The organism is Streptomyces luteoverticillatus (assembly GCF_003970715.1).
In the GTDB taxonomy this organism is placed as follows: domain Bacteria; phylum Actinomycetota; class Actinomycetes; order Streptomycetales; family Streptomycetaceae; genus Streptomyces; species Streptomyces abikoensis.
This window is the reverse complement of record NZ_CP034587.1, coordinates 6,998,530-7,015,469: the sequence shown is the minus strand read 5'-3', so window position 1 is coordinate 7,015,469 and position 16,940 is coordinate 6,998,530. Positions and strand designations below refer to the sequence as shown.

General features: G+C 69.9%; 13 protein-coding genes and 3 pseudogenes. 8 read left to right on the top strand and 8 right to left on the bottom strand.

Features of this window, described 5'->3' with window-relative positions; all coding sequences use genetic code 11:
• Window positions 1-29: 29 nt before the first annotated feature.
• Window positions 30-887, bottom strand: a pseudogene (locus EKH77_RS31265) (TROVE domain-containing protein); the annotation flags it as partial.
• Window positions 888-1,541: 654 nt separating this feature from the next.
• Here EKH77_RS31265 and EKH77_RS31260 point away from each other — a divergent pair.
• The 3 genes from EKH77_RS31260 to EKH77_RS31250 all read left to right on the top strand — a co-directional run bounded on the left by EKH77_RS31260 (window position 1,542) and on the right by EKH77_RS31250 (window position 4,298).
• Window positions 1,542-2,045, top strand: a complete 504-nt coding sequence (locus tag EKH77_RS31260) for a hypothetical protein (RefSeq protein ID WP_126917544.1) — start codon at window positions 1,542-1,544, stop codon at window positions 2,043-2,045.
• A 67-nt stretch (window positions 2,046-2,112) separates the two neighbouring features.
• Entirely contained in the window at window positions 2,113-2,430 is a 318-nt protein-coding gene (locus EKH77_RS31255; RefSeq protein ID WP_126917543.1) for a hypothetical protein, read from the top strand.
• 263 nt (window positions 2,431-2,693) lie between these two features.
• Window positions 2,694-4,298, top strand: a complete 1,605-nt coding sequence (locus tag EKH77_RS31250; RefSeq protein ID WP_126917542.1) for an SDR family oxidoreductase — start codon at window positions 2,694-2,696, stop codon at window positions 4,296-4,298.
• Window positions 4,299-4,368: 70 nt separating this feature from the next.
• On the opposite strand, the pseudogene EKH77_RS34185 reads toward EKH77_RS31250, so the two are convergent.
• Window positions 4,369-4,556 (bottom strand): annotated as a pseudogene (locus EKH77_RS34185) (Appr-1-p processing protein); the annotation flags it as partial.
• A 368-nt stretch (window positions 4,557-4,924) separates the two neighbouring features.
• On the opposite strand from EKH77_RS34185, the pseudogene EKH77_RS34180 reads away from it, so the two are divergent.
• Window positions 4,925-5,203 (top strand): annotated as a pseudogene (locus EKH77_RS34180) (DUF4158 domain-containing protein); the annotation flags it as partial.
• A gap of 39 nt (window positions 5,204-5,242) precedes the next feature.
• Here EKH77_RS34180 and EKH77_RS31235 read toward each other — a convergent pair.
• Together EKH77_RS31235 and EKH77_RS31230 are read right to left on the bottom strand one after the other, a co-directional pair.
• The gene (locus EKH77_RS31235; RefSeq protein WP_126917541.1) at window positions 5,243-5,968 is read right to left on the bottom strand and encodes a dienelactone hydrolase family protein; all 726 of its coding nucleotides are present in this window, start codon (window positions 5,966-5,968) and stop codon (window positions 5,243-5,245) included.
• Window positions 5,969-6,320: 352 nt separating this feature from the next.
• The gene (locus EKH77_RS31230; protein ID WP_126917540.1) at window positions 6,321-7,382 is read right to left on the bottom strand and encodes a NucA/NucB deoxyribonuclease domain-containing protein; all 1,062 of its coding nucleotides are present in this window, start codon (window positions 7,380-7,382) and stop codon (window positions 6,321-6,323) included.
• Window positions 7,383-8,547: 1,165 nt separating this feature from the next.
• Between EKH77_RS31230 and EKH77_RS31225 the strand changes: the two genes are divergently transcribed.
• Window positions 8,548-9,831, top strand: coding sequence for a hypothetical protein (locus tag EKH77_RS31225; RefSeq protein WP_164737977.1), 1,284 nt, complete (start codon window positions 8,548-8,550; stop codon window positions 9,829-9,831).
• A 232-nt stretch (window positions 9,832-10,063) separates the two neighbouring features.
• On the opposite strand, the gene EKH77_RS31220 is transcribed toward EKH77_RS31225, so the two are convergent.
• Window positions 10,064-10,417 (bottom strand): transposase, encoded by a 354-nt coding sequence (locus EKH77_RS31220; RefSeq protein ID WP_164737923.1) that lies wholly within the window; start codon window positions 10,415-10,417, stop codon window positions 10,064-10,066.
• Between the two features lie 24 nt (window positions 10,418-10,441).
• On the bottom strand, window positions 10,442-10,741 hold the full coding sequence (locus EKH77_RS31215) for a winged helix-turn-helix transcriptional regulator (RefSeq protein WP_240667641.1): 300 nt from the start codon (window positions 10,739-10,741) through the stop codon (window positions 10,442-10,444).
• Window positions 10,742-11,301: 560 nt separating this feature from the next.
• Between EKH77_RS31215 and EKH77_RS31210 the strand changes: the two genes are divergently transcribed.
• A complete protein-coding gene (locus tag EKH77_RS31210) occupies window positions 11,302-12,414 on the top strand; it encodes a hypothetical protein (protein WP_126917537.1) in 1,113 nt (370 codons plus the stop codon).
• 411 nt (window positions 12,415-12,825) lie between these two features.
• Window positions 12,826-13,494, top strand: coding sequence for a hypothetical protein (locus EKH77_RS31205; protein ID WP_126917536.1), 669 nt, complete (start codon window positions 12,826-12,828; stop codon window positions 13,492-13,494).
• A gap of 276 nt (window positions 13,495-13,770) precedes the next feature.
• Here EKH77_RS31205 and EKH77_RS31200 read toward each other — a convergent pair whose 3' ends face one another.
• Together EKH77_RS31200 and EKH77_RS31195 are read right to left on the bottom strand one after the other, a co-directional pair.
• Window positions 13,771-14,622 (bottom strand): SDR family oxidoreductase, encoded by an 852-nt coding sequence (locus EKH77_RS31200; protein WP_126917535.1) that lies wholly within the window; start codon window positions 14,620-14,622, stop codon window positions 13,771-13,773.
• Between the two features lie 53 nt (window positions 14,623-14,675).
• Window positions 14,676-16,097, bottom strand: coding sequence for an MFS transporter (locus tag EKH77_RS31195; RefSeq protein ID WP_126917534.1), 1,422 nt, complete (start codon window positions 16,095-16,097; stop codon window positions 14,676-14,678).
• A gap of 141 nt (window positions 16,098-16,238) precedes the next feature.
• Here EKH77_RS31195 and EKH77_RS31190 point away from each other — a divergent pair, with 141 nt between their 5' ends.
• Window positions 16,239-16,805: a TetR/AcrR family transcriptional regulator gene (locus tag EKH77_RS31190; RefSeq protein WP_240667640.1), complete on the top strand. Its 567-nt coding sequence runs from the start codon at window positions 16,239-16,241 to the stop codon at window positions 16,803-16,805.
• Window positions 16,806-16,940 lie beyond the last annotated feature (135 nt).

Genomic DNA, 16,940 nt, shown 5'->3' with positions numbered 1-16,940 from the left:
AACCCGCCAGGAAGACCTAACGGAGTCCTAATAGTGCCCATGGAGGGTATGACGGCCTCCCACGCCGCCGCGTCCATCGGGCCCTGCAGCCAGCCCGCCAGCGCCTCCCACGTGATGCCGGCCTCTGCAAGACGCTCGGCACCGCCCGGACCAGTGACCAGGGCGCGCCGTTCGGCGACCGGGACGGCCATCAGCGCGCGGTGCGCGGTGAGGGTGCGGTCCGTGGTGGGCGGGGTGGCGGTGTCGGGGTTGTGGCGGCGGTCCAGGGCGTACTGGAACAGGTCGCTCTGCCAGGGCTTGTCCGGGTGGGGCGTGGGGTGGACGAGGTTGAGCACGTCGCCGAAGCGGTAGCCCTTGGAGGCGGTGTCGTACTTCAGGAGGTTCCGGCCGGTGTACAGGCGCCGTACGGCGTCGGCGATGCCGCGCTTGACGGGCTTGGGCACGTTCCGCCCGTACGTGGAGGTCCAGTAGGCCAGCATCTCGCCGGGCTCGTCGGCGCGGCGCAGCACGGAGTCGACGACCTGACGGTTCGTCGGGCCGTCGGTGGCGTCGGCGTCGAGGCGGGCTTTGACGTACTCGGCGGCGCCGACGAGGGAGGCGGTGCGCATCTGGCCCTCGCCGCGCAGCCAACCGAGCAGGCCCGCGGTCCAGGCGGCGTCCTCGACGGCGAGCTTACGCACGAGCGTGCCGAAGCGGCCGTCGCGGGCGGTGCCGTTCTCGTGGAAGGTCTGCTGGGAGACGAAGTTGGCGATCGCGAGCAGGAACAGCTCGGAGCGGTCGTCGCGCAGGTGTCCCTTGCCGCCGAGGTGGGTGCGGGTGTGCCCGGTCGTGGTCACGGGCGAGGTCGCGCGGGCCGTCTTGGGCGCTCGGGTGTTGAAGCGTGCCATGTGAATTCCCCCGAATTCATTCGGGGAAGCACGGCGAAGGGGCGTCCGAGATCGTTCGTAAAGGTCGGCGACGGTACAAGACAGCTGCTCTTCCTGACTGAGCTACACCAGCCCGAAGCTGGGACGGGATTCGAACCCGCGGCCGGCTGTTCCGAGAAGTAACCGTCACCTGCGCACCGGACGCCCCGGTGCCGCGCCTCCCGAGTTCAGATGTGGCCACGGCATGGGATTCGATCACAACGAAGTAGCCGTGCCCGACGCACCGGGAGGTGCGTGAAGCCTAGCGTCCAGAGATCGAGGCGGCGGAACCGACAAGGTGCTCTGCCAACTGAGCTACACCGGCCTGTGTGCCGGCGGCGGGACTCGAACCCGCGGCCTCCCCATTAAGAGTGGAAGTAGGTCCTGCCTTCGCACCTGGACGCTGATCACTGTAGGGGGCCGGCGAACCGGCGCGCCAAGGGTTTTCGGTTCCCCCGTGCACGCTCGCCCAAGAGGTCGACCGGGGGCCCCGGACGGGACCGCGGTGCTCGCCCCAGGCGTAACCATTCGCTGCTCAAATGGCTGGGAACGGCCCTGGGTCGACCTCAAGGCCGGTGGGAGCATGAACACGCCAAGGAATAGCGTCGGTCGCCTTGATGACTTTCAGGGGGAATCATGCGGATAGGCACCCGTATGCGCACCGCCTCGGTTGCGCTCGCTGTCGTTGCGGCCAGCCTCGCCTTCACCACAGCCGGAACCGGATCCGCCAACGCGGCAAGCTGCCCTTCGGGCGGCCAGGTACTCGGGGCTATCCAGAGCATCAAGGTGGGCAGGCAGACCATCGGCCAGTTCTACCTCGGATGGAACTGCAGCGGCGCCTACACCGAGGTCAACCTGTGGAACACCAACTACGTCAACAACTGGAGCTTCGGCCAGGTTGACGTGAAGTCCAGCTCGAACAGCTCCGCGAACTCGAACAAGCCGGTGCTGAACAACGGCACGTATTGGTTTGACGCCGGGTACATTCCGGTGACTGGCGTAACAAACAACCGCGAATACACCGGCAACTGGAACTTCACCGCCAATGGGCACTCCTGCTCCGGCCAGACCACGACGTGGAACTTCTCCTACGGCGGCCCGAGTACCACCAACAACCACCCATACTCGAACTGCAACTGACACCCGGGGCCCGGAGCCCGCCACCGGCTGCCGCTGTGACGGTCGTTGCGCTGTCGTGGATTCCCAGATGATGCACACCGTCGGCCTGTCCGCAACGCCGGCCCCGCTCGGGACGCAGGCGTGGAGCGATGACCGCGACAGCAGGCCGGCGGTCATCTTCGCGGCGTCGCACCGCGTCGAGCCACTGCTCGCCGGCCAGCGGCCACCATGGACGGACGACGACTTCCACCTGACCGAGGAAGACCTGGCCAGCCGGGACTCCACCACCAACGCGTTCGAGGCGTGGTGCGCGGCACAAAAACCGCAGCGCCCGCCACCGCCCGCACCGCCCGCCACGGCGTCCGCACGGCCCGCGGCACAGGAGCCCTCCGCGGCCGGTGAGTGAGGTCCGCAGCTTCCCCGTCAAGCGCGGCTGGGTCGTCTTCGACCTGGGAGGGATTCGGCCACCCTCGTCTCGGCGACGACATCGGTGCTCGTCACCTGGAACGGACACCCCCGCAGGCGCAGGCCGCGCAGAACTGACACAGCCGGCCTCCCGCCGCGACACGATCACGCCTGCCCCGCCGCGCCCCGTCCCTGCGGGATGCTGGAAGCCCGCCGCCGGAAGGCCCCGGCAGGCGGCCCGGCATCAGGAAGGCACGCACTGCCATGAACAGCGGCCCCAGCGACCCGGCGTCCACCGGCGCACGGGGCACGGCCCCCGGCGCCGGGCGGCTGTGCCTGGTCACCGGCGCGACCGGATACATCGGCGGCCGCCTCGTCCCCGAACTCCTCGCCGCCGGGTACCGCGTGCGCTGCCTGGCCCGCACGCCCGACAAACTCCGCGACCATCCCTGGGCCGGCGAGGCCGAGGTGGTGCGGGGAGACGTCACCGACCCCGGATCGGTCGCCGCCGCCTTGGAGGGGGTCGACGTCGCCTACTACCTCGTCCACGCCCTCGGCACCGGCCGCCACTTCGAGGCCACCGACCGGCGAGCCGCCCAGAACTTCGCCGAGCGCGCCGAGGCCGCCGGGGTACGCCGCCTGGTCTACCTCGGCGGCCTGCTCCCGGCCGGGGTACCCGAGCGAGAACTGTCGCCCCACCTGCGCTCGCGCGCGGAGGTCGGCCGCATCCTGCTGGCCAGTCGCGTGCCCACCGCCGTCCTGCGCGCCGCGGTCGTCATCGGCTCCGGCTCGGCCTCCTTCGAGATGCTGCGCTACCTGACCGAACGCCTGCCGGTCATGGTCACCCCCAGCTGGATCCGCACCCGCGTCCAGCCGATCGCCGTCCGCGACGTGCTGCGCTACCTCGTGGGCGCCGCCGGGCTGCCGCCCGCCGTCGACCGCGCCTTCGACATCGGCGGCCCCGACGTCGTCACCTACCGCGACATGATGCGCACGTACGCGCAGGTGGCCGGGTTGCCCCGGCGCCTGATCCTCACGCTGCCCGTGCTCACCCCGCGGCTGTCCAGCTACTGGGTCGGTCTGGTCACCCCCGTCCCCGCCGGCATCGCCCGGCCGCTGACGGAGTCCCTGCGCCACGAGGTGGTCTGCCGCGACCACGACATCGCCCAGTACGTGCCTGACCCGCCCGGTCATCCCTACGGTCTGGCCAAGGCGATCGAACTGGCCCTGTGCCGGGTCCGGCAGGCCCAGGTCGCCACGCGCTGGTCGTCCGCAGCCGTGCCCGGCGCCCCCAGCGATCCGCTGCCCACCGACCCGGGATGGGCGGGCGGCAGTCTCTACACGGACGAGCGGCACATCGCCGTCCCGGCCTCGCGCGCGGCACTGTGGCAGGTCATCGAGGGCGTCGGCGGCGTCAACGGCTGGTACTCCATGCCGCTCGCCTGGGCCGCGCGCGGCTGGCTGGATCGCTTCGCCGGCGGCGTCGGGCTCGGCCGCGGCCGCCGCGACGACCGCTACCTGCGGGTCGGCGACTCCCTCGACTTCTGGCGCGTCGAGGCCCTGGACCGCGGCAGTCTGTTGCGGCTGCGCGCCGAGATGCGCATGCCCGGTCTGGGCTGGCTGGAAATGTACGCCGAGGACGCCCCGGGCGGTGCGGGAGGCGAGCCCGGGGCCGGCTCCCGCTACCGCCAACGCGCCGTGTACCACCCCCACGGCCTGCTCGGCCACCTCTACTGGTGGGCCGTCAGCCCCTTCCACGCCGCCGTCTTCGGCGGCATGGCCCGCAACATCGCCCGCGCCGCCGCCCGACAGCCCGATCCCGGCCCCGACGTCGGCGTCGGCGTCGGCGTCGGCTCCCGTCCGCGGTGACCAGAACCGGGCGGCCGACGGGCCCTGGCCGGCCCGCGCACCCTCGCGCTCGTCGCTCCCCCGGGTCCAGCTAGAGGTCGTAGACCGTGACGGCCAGGCCCCGGCTGACGAGCCGGGCCCGGATCAGCGGTTCGATCCGCTCCCAGAGCCCCCGGCCAGACCAGCACCGATGCGCGGCATATGGACGGACGCGCCCAGGCGCAGCGCGACCTCGGCGAGGTGGTGCAGCGCCTGGTCGATCGCCTCGTACCGGACGGGGGTAGCCGGATCATCGACCGCAAAAACAACGGCTATCGCTGGCCTGCGCCGATGCCGGGGGCCCGGGCGGGCCTCCTCTCGCAGGTACCACTTCCTTCCGGCCGGGAGAAACGCAGCATCGCAATCAGGACATGTGCACGGTCATTTCGTTTGGGCCTCAGGAAGGGGCGCGGCGTGATCGCCGACCGTGGGTTTTGCGACCGACCGGGAGGGCTGGAGCCGCGTGCGGCTGCCATGACGGCCCCTGGCTCGGCCTCGGGGAACATCGGTGCAGCGGTTGGCGCTGAGATCGATCATGGTCGGCCAGCGCACCGGTCAGGGGCTCCGCTGGGGTTCGCGAAAGGTCGCCGGGCGGATGCCGGGGCTGGCAGGCCGAGGCATACAGGAAGTTCGCCGAGGAGCCGACCCGCCCCGAGCTGGAGCGGGTCTTCTTCTTGGACGACGTCGACCGTGACCTGATCGCCCGGCGACGCTCCTCGCACCACCAACTTGGCTCCGCGCTCCAGATGTGCACGGTCCGCTACGTCGGCCGGTTCCTCCCGGACGATCCGCTCGACGCGCCGTGGCCGGTGGTCGAGCACCTGGCCGTGCAGCTCGGTATCGAGGACCCCTCGGTGGTGAAGCGGTACACCGAGCGGCCGAAGACGACGACGGCGGGCAGGAGTGAGTATCAGGAGCCGATCGGATCAATCCGTGACGGGCAGGCACTCGGCGAGCAGGGCGACGATGTCACGCCAGGCTCGCTGCGCGTGCCGTGGGTGGTAGCCGACGCCGGGAGGCGCGGTGTGGTCGACCGTTGGGTGGTGGAAGGCGTGAAGGGCTCCTCCGTAGACCACGAGGCGCCAGTCGACGCCCGCGGCCTGCATCTCTGCGGTGAACGCCTCTCGTTGCGCGGGCGGCATGATCGGGTCTTCCGACCCGACCCCGGCCCATACCGGGCAGCGAATGCGTGCCGCCTCGCCCGGCCGGCCCGTGGTCAGTGCGTTGACTGTCCCAATCGCGCGCAGGTCGACGCCATCGCGACCGAGTTCCAGTGCGACCGCGCCCCCGGTGCCGTAGCCGACGGCGGCGGTCCGGTCGGGGTCGGCCCGTGGTTCGGCACGCAACACGTTGAGCGCGGCGTGACCGATTCCTCGCATGCGGTCGGGATCGGCGAGCAGCGGCATGCAACGGGCCAGCATTTCCTCTGGGTCTTCCAAGTAGCGTCCGCCGTGGAGGTCGAAGGCCAGCGCCACGTACCCCAGCTCGGCCAGAGCCTCGGCCCGCCGGCGCTCGACATCGCTGAGCCCCATCCCCTCGGGTCCGATCAGGACTGCGGGCCGGCGCTCGGCACCGGCCGGGAGCGCGAGGTATCCGCTCATCGTCAGGTTGTCGGCCGGGTATTCGACCGTATGGGTTGTGACCGTTGTCATGCGACTGGACGATAACTGCCTCCCCGGCCGGTGACGCCGCCGGGCCCGTCACGAGAAACCGCGTACAGGCTCCGCAGAAAGCACCGGCACCGAGACCAGGTCCCGGGGACCGGCCAGACCACCTCGTCCCCGGCGAACCGCCACGTCGTCGTCCACCGCCGAGGCCACGCTTCTCCCAGCACCAGCAGATCCCGTACGGCCCCGCCCACCCCGTACGGACCGAGGAGCTCATCCAGCCCGCACGTAAGGCCCTGGACGAGACACCGTGCAGGTGCTCGAAGACGAAGCTGGACCCGCTGATGTAGGCGAACAGCGCGGCCGAGGAGAAGTTGCCGGCCCCGCACACATCCGCTCAGTTGTCGACGATCACAAAATACGGCTCACCATTGATGATGCGGGCTGAACGGGTCGCTTGGGCCAGCTCGTTGCCCGCCGCCTCGTTGTCCTGCTCGGTGACATGAGAGCGCACGCACGCCGCCGTATCGGGGTCACCCCGCATGACCCTCACATTCGCCACATCCCACACGCCGCCGACCGCCTTAGGCAGGATGTCCACACACAGGTTGTTCGGCTTGCCGCCCTCAGAGGACCGGGCAAAGGGGAACTCGTCACAGGAGTCTTCCGGTACCAAAAGAGGGTCCCTCGGGAACGGGTACGGGAGGTTCTCGCACGTCCTACGGCGCTTGGTCTTCGTCCAGGACTCCTCGGAATTAGGGTCGCGGTGCAGGGGGTTCATCTTGGTACCGGTGACAGCGGACTTGAGATTCTTCTGCGCCCACTCGTAGCTGACGGCGGCGGCCCTGTATTGCGACTTGTGGAACGTCACGTTGGCCATGTGCGTATCGTCGGCGCAGCCGGGCCCGTTACCGACCTTGTTGTCACAGCGAAGCCAGGGGCCCTGCCAGTCGTCCATGGTGTTGCGGGGCGTTCCGGGCGCGAGGATCGTCCCTGTCGCGTGGTAGAGGAGCTGGGACCGTGTCTCGCTGTCCTTGGCGACCGTGGTCCTGTAAGTGATCTTCGTGAAGAGCTCCCTGCCCACCGCCGGAAGGACCTGCCCGCCAAAAGCCGTCCCGCCCGTGCACGGGCCGGTGCAGTCGGCCCTCAGGTTAAGCGTCATCTTGGGCATTTTTTCTGTTTTCTGAGTGATGGCCGCGCGAACCTCCTCCTCCCACTCAGTTTTGCCGACCCTGGCCGAGGTGATGACGACGCCCTCGGCGTGCTCGATCACCGTCTTCCCGTCAGCACCACGAAGCTCGTAGCCGATCGGGCGCTGTACGCAGTACGTACTACGGGCGGTGTTGACCTCCTTTATGCCTTCCCTGCACAGATCGAGCGGATCGGCCGGGTCGACGTCGGGGTCGCGGGCCGCGACGCGGGCCGTAGCCGGTCCGTGGGCGCCGGCCAGGCGGTGCATGGCGGCCAGGTCGCGGGCGGTGGCCGGGCCGCCCGTCTTGAAGCAGAACCAGGCGGCGCCCTGGCGCCGGAGTGCGGAGCCAGGGGCGGTGGCCGCGCAGGTGCCGTGGCCTTGGGGGCCGCCCGGCCGGCCGACGGCGGTGCGGCGGCGGCCGGTGAGGCGCCCAGGGTGAGAAGGGCTGCGGTGAGGGCGAGGGCGGCTATAGCCGCCGGCAGCCGTCTGGCGCGTTTCAAAGGTGGTCCCCCCCCTTTTTTTTCCGGTGGCATGTAAATCCACTCGGGATCGAACCGGCGTAGTGCCCGTCTGCGTCAGCCAGAAATGGGTCTTCCACGATCGTTCTTCGGCCCGTTCGGGCCTCACACCGACGCCCGTCTTCGAAGCGTCACTTCCGCGGTCGGCAGGACGCGCGGGCACGGCGGCCGTCGCTGGGCCGCCGAATGGGGCAGCGGAGACCGGCGTCGCCCCTGACAGGGCACGGCGCCGTCTGTTCGGTCTTCGGCCCCATCCTCCGTGGTGACGAAGTAAACCTGGTAAGAGCATGTTCGCTTTCTCCTTGTTTTCCGATTAGTTGTGTTCCGTTCCCGTGCTGGATGCGGTCGGGGATCCTGCGGAAGCTGCCGGGTCGGCCGTCGGTATCGACGCATCTCCTTCCGGCTCACCGCCAGGCACCGTCTGGCTCGATTCGCTGGATTCCTTTCTGTCGCGCCGATGCCTCTCTGCCCCCATCGTTCATAGGGCCGTTCACGCTGGCGCGCAAACGTTCAAGGCGTCACTGCCGTCGGAGGTCCTCGATTTCAGAATGCGCAAGTTGGCCGAATATCGCGACGGCTTGGCGGCAGTCGGCCGCGCCGACAGACGATGAAATCCGTTCTGGCAGTCGCTGGCCGTCGAGGCGGCCAGCGAAATCACGACTGAAACAGCCCATCCGTGCGGCGGCGGTGCCGGATCGTAGCACCGCGGATGAAATCCTGATGAACCCCGGGCAGGTCAAGGCTGCCCAACAGCCCATGAGGGGCGTGAGTTCCGCCTCGGACCGGCTGATTCCGTCATCGTCACTGCATCGCTGCCGACGCTAAATTCGCCTCGATCGGCCATCGATCCCCACCACATAACTGGCAGGGTTCCGGCCCGGGCCGACATGGAGCCCGGCCAAAGAAAGGGCATGATGAGCCACTTAAGAACTCCCGGCCGCAGAGCCAGAGGGCTGATCGCCCTCACCGTAACCGCTGCATCCACGCTCGCTGCCATAACTGCCGTGGCCGGCCCCGCCGCCGCCCAGGGCGCCACGCCCGCCGCCGACGCCAGCGCCGTTCAGGCCGGGCAGTCCTGCACGGCGGCCGACCTGGGCAAGCGCCACCCGTTCATCAAGTCAACCGAAGTCGCCCCGACGATCACCCACTTCAAGGGCTGGTACGTCACCGAGGGCACGACCGGAAGCCACTCCGTCTCCACCAACACCCAGACGTCCATCTCCGTCTCGGTGGGCCTCAACGGCAACATCCAGGGCAGCTTCGGCACCGAGGCTCTCGGCATGGTCGGCGCGAGCCTGGGCCTCAACGTCCAGGTCACCTACTCCTCCACGTCCAGCGTGTCCGACACGGTGAACTGGAACTTCAACCAGCCCGGCTACTACGGCGTATACAAGGGCACCAAGAAGGTCACCGGCACCTATGGCAGTCTCAACTGCAACCGCGTCCTGCAGGGCGACGGAAGTTGGGCGCTGAAGTGGATCGAAGGGGCCGACACCGGCAGCTACACCACCTACACCGCACTCGAAGAAGGCGCGGTGCGCTGCGAGGACAAGGTCCCCGCCAACAGCATCATGGCCAAGGCCCAGCGCCTGTTGGACTGCGGTTCCCCCGCCTCCACCGCGAAGCACCCGGCCGGGCCGGTCCCCTCGGCGAAGGCCGACAAGGCCAGGCACGAAGCCGAGAAAGCCGCCAAGGCCGAGAAGAGCATGAAGGCCACCCGGGCCGCCAGGCCCGCCCCGCGCGCCGCCCTGGACTGCCGGCCCGGCGCCTACAAGATCGACGTTCCCGGCAAGCCCCTGAATTGGAGCGCACCACTCCTGGCCAACGACGGCATCCGCCTGCGCGAATCCAACTGGACCAGCGCCCACCTGGACAACTGGCGGCTGTGCAACGTGACGGAGCGCAACGGGGTCATCGAGGCGTCCCTGTGGAACTGGGGCAACGGCGGATGCGCGACCATCCCGGCGGACATCGCCAACCTGGAGCAGGCCTACCTGACGACGGCCAACTGCGGGGAGGACGACCTCCAGCGGTTCTACATCTACCGCGACGTACCCGGCAGCACGAAGATCGGTCTGCAGAACAAGTACACCGGCTCCATGCTGGGCCACGACCGGTACGCGGACGGGGAACTCATCCGCCAGTTCTCCAGCGGCAGGCAGGACGGCACGGGTACATACACCCTGACCGCAGTCTGACGGCCCCCACCCTGTGAGCGCGGCCCCGCGCGTGAACCCCGACCTCCCGGTTCCGTGCGGGGCCCTCTGCGCCCCTACCCCGAGCCCAGCCTCGGGGACCTGGGCGTGTTGCTCGATCGTCACGGTGTCGGGTGACCGGATTCCAGGGGTGTCGGCGAGAGATAGATCTTGGTGGTCAGACCGCCGCGGGACCGTCCGAGGGCACAGTCGCCGGGCTCGCCGGCCGGGGCCTCTATTTTTGCGGGCCTTTTGCGGGCCTTTTGCGGGCCCCGGCCGCGTGCTGGTGAGCGCGCACGATCGTGGAGTCCACCGCGACGACCCAATCCAGGTCCTCCTCGGCGTCGGCCTGGGCGAGCAGGGTGGTGAAGACCCGTTCCCAGGTGCCGTCGATCGCCCAGTTCCGCAAGCGGTTGCAGACACCCTTCCACGAGCCGTACTTCTGTGGCAGGTGGACCCGCTGCGAACCAGTCCGGAACTGCCAGGCGATCGCGTCGATCACCTCACGGCGATCACGCCACCGACCACCGGTTCGGGGAGCCCGGTCCGGCGGCAACGGATCGATCCGCGCCCGCTGGGCATCCGTCAACGGCAGGGTGCCGCTGCGTGCCTGTCAGGCGCCGAAACGGCCGCGTGCGCTCTCGATGTGACCGAGGTGCTGGTGGGTCCAGCCGCAGATGGCGTCGACCACGGTGCGCAGGGCACGGCCCGGATCGGTGAGTGTGTACTCGACTCGCGGCGGCACCGTGGGGTGCGCCTTCCGGTCGACCAGGCCGTTGCGCTCCAGCATGCGCAGGTTCTGGGTGAGCATCTTATGGCTGACGCCCTCGACCTCGTTCCGCAGCTCGCTGAAGCGCAGGGTGCGCTCGCCGAGCGCCTCGATGACTGCCCGCTTGAGGACTTCTCCTCGCACATCCCACAGCCCTCCGAGGGCTCCGTTCGCGGAACGGCCACCGTGACCGTTCCACGAACCGCCAGCGAGGCTTGAGCGAGCAGGCCGTCGCCGCCGCCATCGATGCCGCCCGCCGCATGCTGCGGCTGCGCACCGGATCGGGCCCAGGCGGCGGACCATCGACGAGCGCTTCGCCGCCGAGCAGCCGCTGAGGCGAGACCGACCACTTCCTGGCCTTCGCCGGCAGCGCGGCCGTGGACGCGGCGCTGCCCCGGAGAGGCGCGCCGGCGCCTTCGCCGGATCGCTGTTGTGAGCGATGGTCGCAAGGGCAGCTGGGCGCTGTGGCGGCGGTGAGGCAGGCGTGGCCACCCTCACAACAGTGCCTCGGAAGACCTGCCCGAATCGAAGGCTCCCCCGAATCCGCTCCCACTCCGCGTCCGTAACCACACAGCGCATCCTCGCAGCCCCGCCACGCGTGAATGAGCCCGCGGTGTCGGCGCCTCGGCCCGCGACGGGCGAGAAAACACGTTGGCCGGCTACCGCCGAGGTGCGACGATGCTTGTTTTCCGCGTGGAGTGCTTTTGTTCGTTTTCGTCTGTGCGAGGTGTGAGGCCGAGCTGACCACCCCGTTGTCCCAGGTCGCTCTACCGGTCCACGCGCATCAAAGCTATGGGAACGGGGCACAGTTGCCCGTGCTCATGGAATCGGGGACATTCGCCGTGGACCCGGAACCCTGGGGACGGCCGTGGCGGCTGTGGGACGAGATCGACCCGGCCGAGGCGGAGGCACGCGGCATCTACGCGCCGGTCCACGCCCTGTCCGACGGCGCGTCCGGCACGATCGTGGTCGCACCCGGGGATATCCGGGGCACCCACCTGATTCCTGAGAAGAGTGGCAGCGGCGGCTGCTGCGGCCTCGACGGGAGCGGCGGCCCCAACATGGCCTGCTCGGCCTGCGGTCTGGCCGTGGCGAGCAGGATCGACGACTGCTCGCTCTGGCAGGCGGTGTGGCTCGTCCCGGACGCAGTGCGCCGCGTCCCAGTGGGCGGTACCGCCGCGGCACCGCTCTCCTGGGACGAGCTGATCGAGGAGGGGAAGAGCTCACCCCCGTTCGAACCAATCATCACCAGAGGGGCGTCAAGGCTTGGGCCGAGTCACTACTGGTCATGGAGTCCGCGATGGGAGGCGGCAGCCGGCCAGGCGCTCGCCCATCTGGTGGCGGCGTCCGAAGGCCGGCCGGTGACGGTCCCGGACGGCCTGATCACGGAGATCTTCCAACGCGCCCTCGATACACTCCTGCCCGCCGGGCCGCCGCGACGACGCGCGGTCCTGGCCGGGCCAGGACGGCCCGCCCCCGAAACAGGCGCGGACATCCTCCTTGTGCCGGTGCATCCGCAGACAGGCCAGGTCTGGACCCCCGTCGGCCCTGCCGCACCCGCGTACCCGGTGCCGCTGCCGCTGGGGGTATGGGCCTGGATGGCCTTTGCCCCGCCGCACTTGCCCGTTCCCTCGTCGGGCGGCATACCCCGCGATGTCCTGCGTGACGACCCGCTCCCACCACGCCCCGCTTACCTGTTCCAGGCCGACTCAAGCACGTTCCAGCACACTCTGGTCCGACTACCAGCCGCTCGCAGCCCATGGCTGCGCAACATCCTCGAGAACCTCCCACACCACAGGTCGGCCGGCCTCTTCTAGCCATCTGACACCTGGCACACATCCATCGGGGGCACGGGGCATGGTGAAGCGAACCGTCCCCTGCGCCATCCCACCGGCAGTGCTTGGTCGGCCTGGCATGGCCGCCAGTGGGGTCGAACGGGCGCGCGCCACGTCACGACACGACACCGGCTTGCCGCGTGTCGCACAGCAGGATGGACTGTCTGCGCGGCAGTGCGCGGCGCTCAGGCTTTCACGGTCTGTGGTGGGGTGGCGGCCGGTGGGCCGTCGCCGAGGCTCACGTCCACTTTCGGCAGACCCATCGGCCGGCGAGCGGTTGATGATGTGCTGCAGGACACCGGTCTCCTCCCGAAGGGCGTCTTGGCGAAGTGCTGGCGAAGGACCCGGTGATCACGACGGGGAGTGTCAGTGGTGGGCTGTTGAATACGGGCCATGACTGTTCACGATCTTGTGGCCGCGCTGCCAGGCCCCACCGTTCTGGCTGCCCGTTCTCGTGCGTTCGCGCTGCTGGGCAGCATTCTCGACGCCTCTGCCCCGATGCACACGTTCGTGCCCGGCTGGCGTGGGAGCGCCGACCTGGCCTGTATGGAGAACGGCTCCGGTGACCAGTACGCGATCGTGTTCGACGCGGCCGGGGTGTTCCTCCACGGGTTCGACCACGAGTGTGACGCCACCCCCTGGCGGGAGGAGCCCCGGGCGCACTGGCCCGGCCTGCTCGACGGCCTGCCGGCCTCGCTCGCCCACTACCCCGTGGATCCGGAGTTCCAGTTCGACGGGTTCTTCGACGCGACGGTATGCGCGTGGTACGAGACAGGTGCCGACGGGTGGCGGTGCGGGCCTGTCGAGTTCGGTGCCGGCGAGTCCGACGGCGCCGAAAGGCTCTTCGACCTCCTCGCCGACGGCAGCCCGGGGGCGTACGTGGAGTTCGCCGAGGACTACTACGAAAGGCCGGTCGATCCCGGGGCCGTGGCCGCGGTCCTGGCCGGCGCCCCGCTCACCCGCCGGACCGTCGCATCGCTCTCCCCCACCGCGGACTTCGACGCCATCGCCACACAGGCCCGCACGCTGGGCTACACGGTGTACGACAGGCCGACCCCGTGACGCCCACCGGCCTGCGGCTGCACCTGGCGTGAGCCCCGCCGACGGCCGTCGGGGGCTGACGCCGCGTGGGCTGCTGCCCGCCCCCCAACGGCCTGTGCCGTCAGCTGGGGGCCGTCAACTGGGGCCGGAATCCTCCTGGTCGCTGGTGTCGGCGACGAGCAACCCGGCGAGCCATCCGCCGAGGGGGCACCCCGCGTGGTCGCGTTCAGCTCACTGCGGCGAGCCGTCGCAACGGGGCGGGCCTGATGGGCCGCGTACGGTTCTTCGCCAATGAGCTCAGAGGGTGGTGAAGTCGGTGGTGAAGTCGGCGATGTGTTCGGTGGCCCAGGTGGTGAAGGGGCGGGCGGGGTGGCCGGTGAGCTCCTCCACGGTGCGGGTGAGAGTGGCGGGCTTGCCGTCGTGGGACTCCCACCAGTTCAGCAGGGCGTCGGCGTAGGTGGCGGATATGTAGTCGGCCATCTCCTGCTTCCATTCCTCGCGGGTGACGTGGTTGATCGTGACGGGTCGGCCGGTGACGGCGGCGAGTTGGTCGATCTGCTGGGTGAAGGTCAGCGACTCGGGGCCGGTGAGGGTGAACCGGCCGCCGTGGTGGCGGGGGTCGCTCAGAACGGCGTGGGCGGCTTCGGCAACGTCCTTCTCGTGGATGGGGTCGTTGTGGGCGGCGGGGAAGGGAAGACTGACGGGCCGTCCGGCCTTGATGAGCCAGGCCCAGGCGCCGGCGTTGGAGGCGAAGGAGCCGGGCCGCAGGATCGTGGTGGTGATCGACGAGGCGAGCAGGGCCCGCTCCACGTCGAGGTGGGATTTGGCGAGCGGGTCGTTGTCGGGGTCGGGGCCGAGCACGCTGGAGGAGGACAACAGCACGATGTGGGTGACTCCGGCCCGGCGGGCGTGGTCGATGAAGTCGGTGACACGGTCGGGGGAAGCGTAGAGGAAGACGGTGGTGATGCCGGTCAGGGCCGTGGGGAAGGTCGCCGGGTCGGTGAGGTCGAGGCGGATGGTGGGGACGCCCGCGGGCGGGGTGAGGCCCTCGGGGCGGGCGGAGCCGAGCCGGACCGGCAGGCCGTCGTGGTGGAGCAGGGTGGTCAGGTGGGTGGCGACCGCGCCGCGGCCTCCGGTGATCAGAATCATGGTGTTCGGTTCTTTCCGCTGGTCAGAGGTCAGAGTCAGGTAGTGGTGAGAAGTCAGTGGTGCTGGGGCTGGGCGGCGCGGGGAAGCAGGCGGACCAGGCCGCAGCAGCCGAGGGTGATGGCGGCCACGATCAGGAGGCTGGTGGTCATGGCGTGGGCGGGGCGAGTGGGGGTGTGGAGGTAGACGGTGGTGACGGCCGCCGCGCCGAGGGCGTTGGCGAGTTGCTGCACCGCGGTCAGGGAGCCCGAGCCCGAGCCGGCTTCGGTGGGGGTGACGTCGCCGAGGGTGATGTCGTAGACGGTGCCGAAGCAGGTGCCCATGCCGAGCCCGATGACCAGGGCGGCGGGGACGATGACGGTGGGACCGGTGGCCGTGCCGGTGGCGTGGACGGCGGCCCAGAGGCCGAGCGTGCCGGCGAGGGTGGTGAGCAGGCCGATCAGAACGAGGGTGCGGCCGAGCCTGCCGATGAGCCGGTAGCAGGCGATCGAGGCGATGACGATGCCGACGGCCATGGGCACACTGCCGGTCAGCGCGGTGCGCAGGGGCGAGTAGCCCAGGCCGCCCTGGAGGAACAGCGAGACCACGTACAGCAGCCCGGCGACGGCGGCGAAGAAGGCGATGCCCAGGGCCAGCCCGGAGGCGAACCCGCGGTTGCGGAACAGCGAGGGCTGGATCAGCGGGTTCGCGGCGGTGGTCTGGCGGTGGGCGAAGAGGGTGAAGAACACCGCTCCGGTGGCGAGGGCGGCCCAGGCGGTCAGGCGCCAGCCGTTCGCGGAGCCGTGGATCAGCCCGTACAGCAGGCCGGACATCGCTCCCGCCAGCAGCAGTGAGCCGGGGGTGTCGATCGCGACGGTACGGTCGCCGGGGTCGCGGGGCAGGAGGCGGGGGGCGGCCAGGAGGGCCGCGCCGCCGAGCACGATGTTGATCAGGAACATGGAACGCCAGCCGAGCCCGAAGGGGTCGGTGTCGATCAAGGTGGCGGCCAGGATCGGTCCGCCGACCGCGGACAGACCCAGGACCGGGCCGAAGGCGCTGAACGCCTTGCCGATCTGGTCGCGCGGGAAGACGGCGCCGAGGATGCCGAAACCTTGCGGGATCAGCAGGGCGCCGAAGGCCCCCTGCACCAGGCGGGCGGCGATCAGCATGCTGGGGCCGGTGGCCAGGCCGCAGGCGACGGAGGCCGCGGTGAATCCGACCAGGCCCGTCAGGAAGATCCGGCGGCGTCCGTACTTGTCGCCGAGACGGCCTCCGAGGACCAGGAGCACGCCGAGCGCGAGGGCGTAGGAGGCGCCGAGCCACTGGACGAGGGACGGCCCGCCGTGGAGGGAAGCGGTGATGGTCGGGGCGGCGAGGTTGGTGATCGTGGCGTCGATCAGGTCGAGGACCTCGGCCGCCAGGATCACGGCGAGAACGGCCCATCGCCGGGAGGGGGAGAGTGTGCCCGCCGTGGCGGGCATGGCGGTGGTGCTGGTCATGAGAGGACTTCCAGGCAGCGGGACGAATCGCGGACAAATCATGGACGAATCACGTTCGTCACGAACAACGTTCGCTTCGACGGTAGGTAACGAACGCTGTTCGTGTCAAACAGCGTTCGCTCCGGGGGCTAGGCTTACCCCATGAGCACGCAGCCGATCAGCCGCCGCACGCGGCCCGCCAAGGCTCCCCTCAGCCGCGACGTCATCGTGCGCACGGGGCTGGAGATCCTCGACCGCGACGGCCTGGACGCCCTGACCATGCGCCGCGTCGCCAAAGAACTCGACACCGGCCCGGCCTCGCTCTACGTCTACGTCGCCAACCGCGACGACCTCATGGCCGCCATGCTCGACGAAGCCCTCACCCAGGTCCCGCTGACCTCACAGGGCACCTGGCGGGAACAGCTCCAGGCCCTGGCCACCGCCGCCATCGAGGCCATGAGCCGCCACGAGGGCCTGGCCGCGGTCGCCCTCGGCGCCATCCCCACGAGCGACAACGCCCTGCTCGTCCTCGACCGCATGCTCGCCCTCCTCAAACAGGCCGGCCTCGACGACACCACCGCCGCCTGGGCCGTCGACCTCTTCTGGCTCCACATCGCCGCAGCCGCCACCGAACAGAGCGCCTACGACGCCAGAGGGTCCGAGGAAGAGGCCACCATCAGCGCGGCCGACCGCCGCTACGCCTCCCTCCCCCCGACCGCTACCCGATGATCACCTCACTGCGCCAGGCCCTGTTCTCCCCCGGCGACCGCGACACCTGGGGCCTGAACGTCCTCATCAACGGCATCCTCCACACCCCCGCCCGTTGATGTTGACCTTCGAGTCGGTTGAAGCTCGATGATGGCG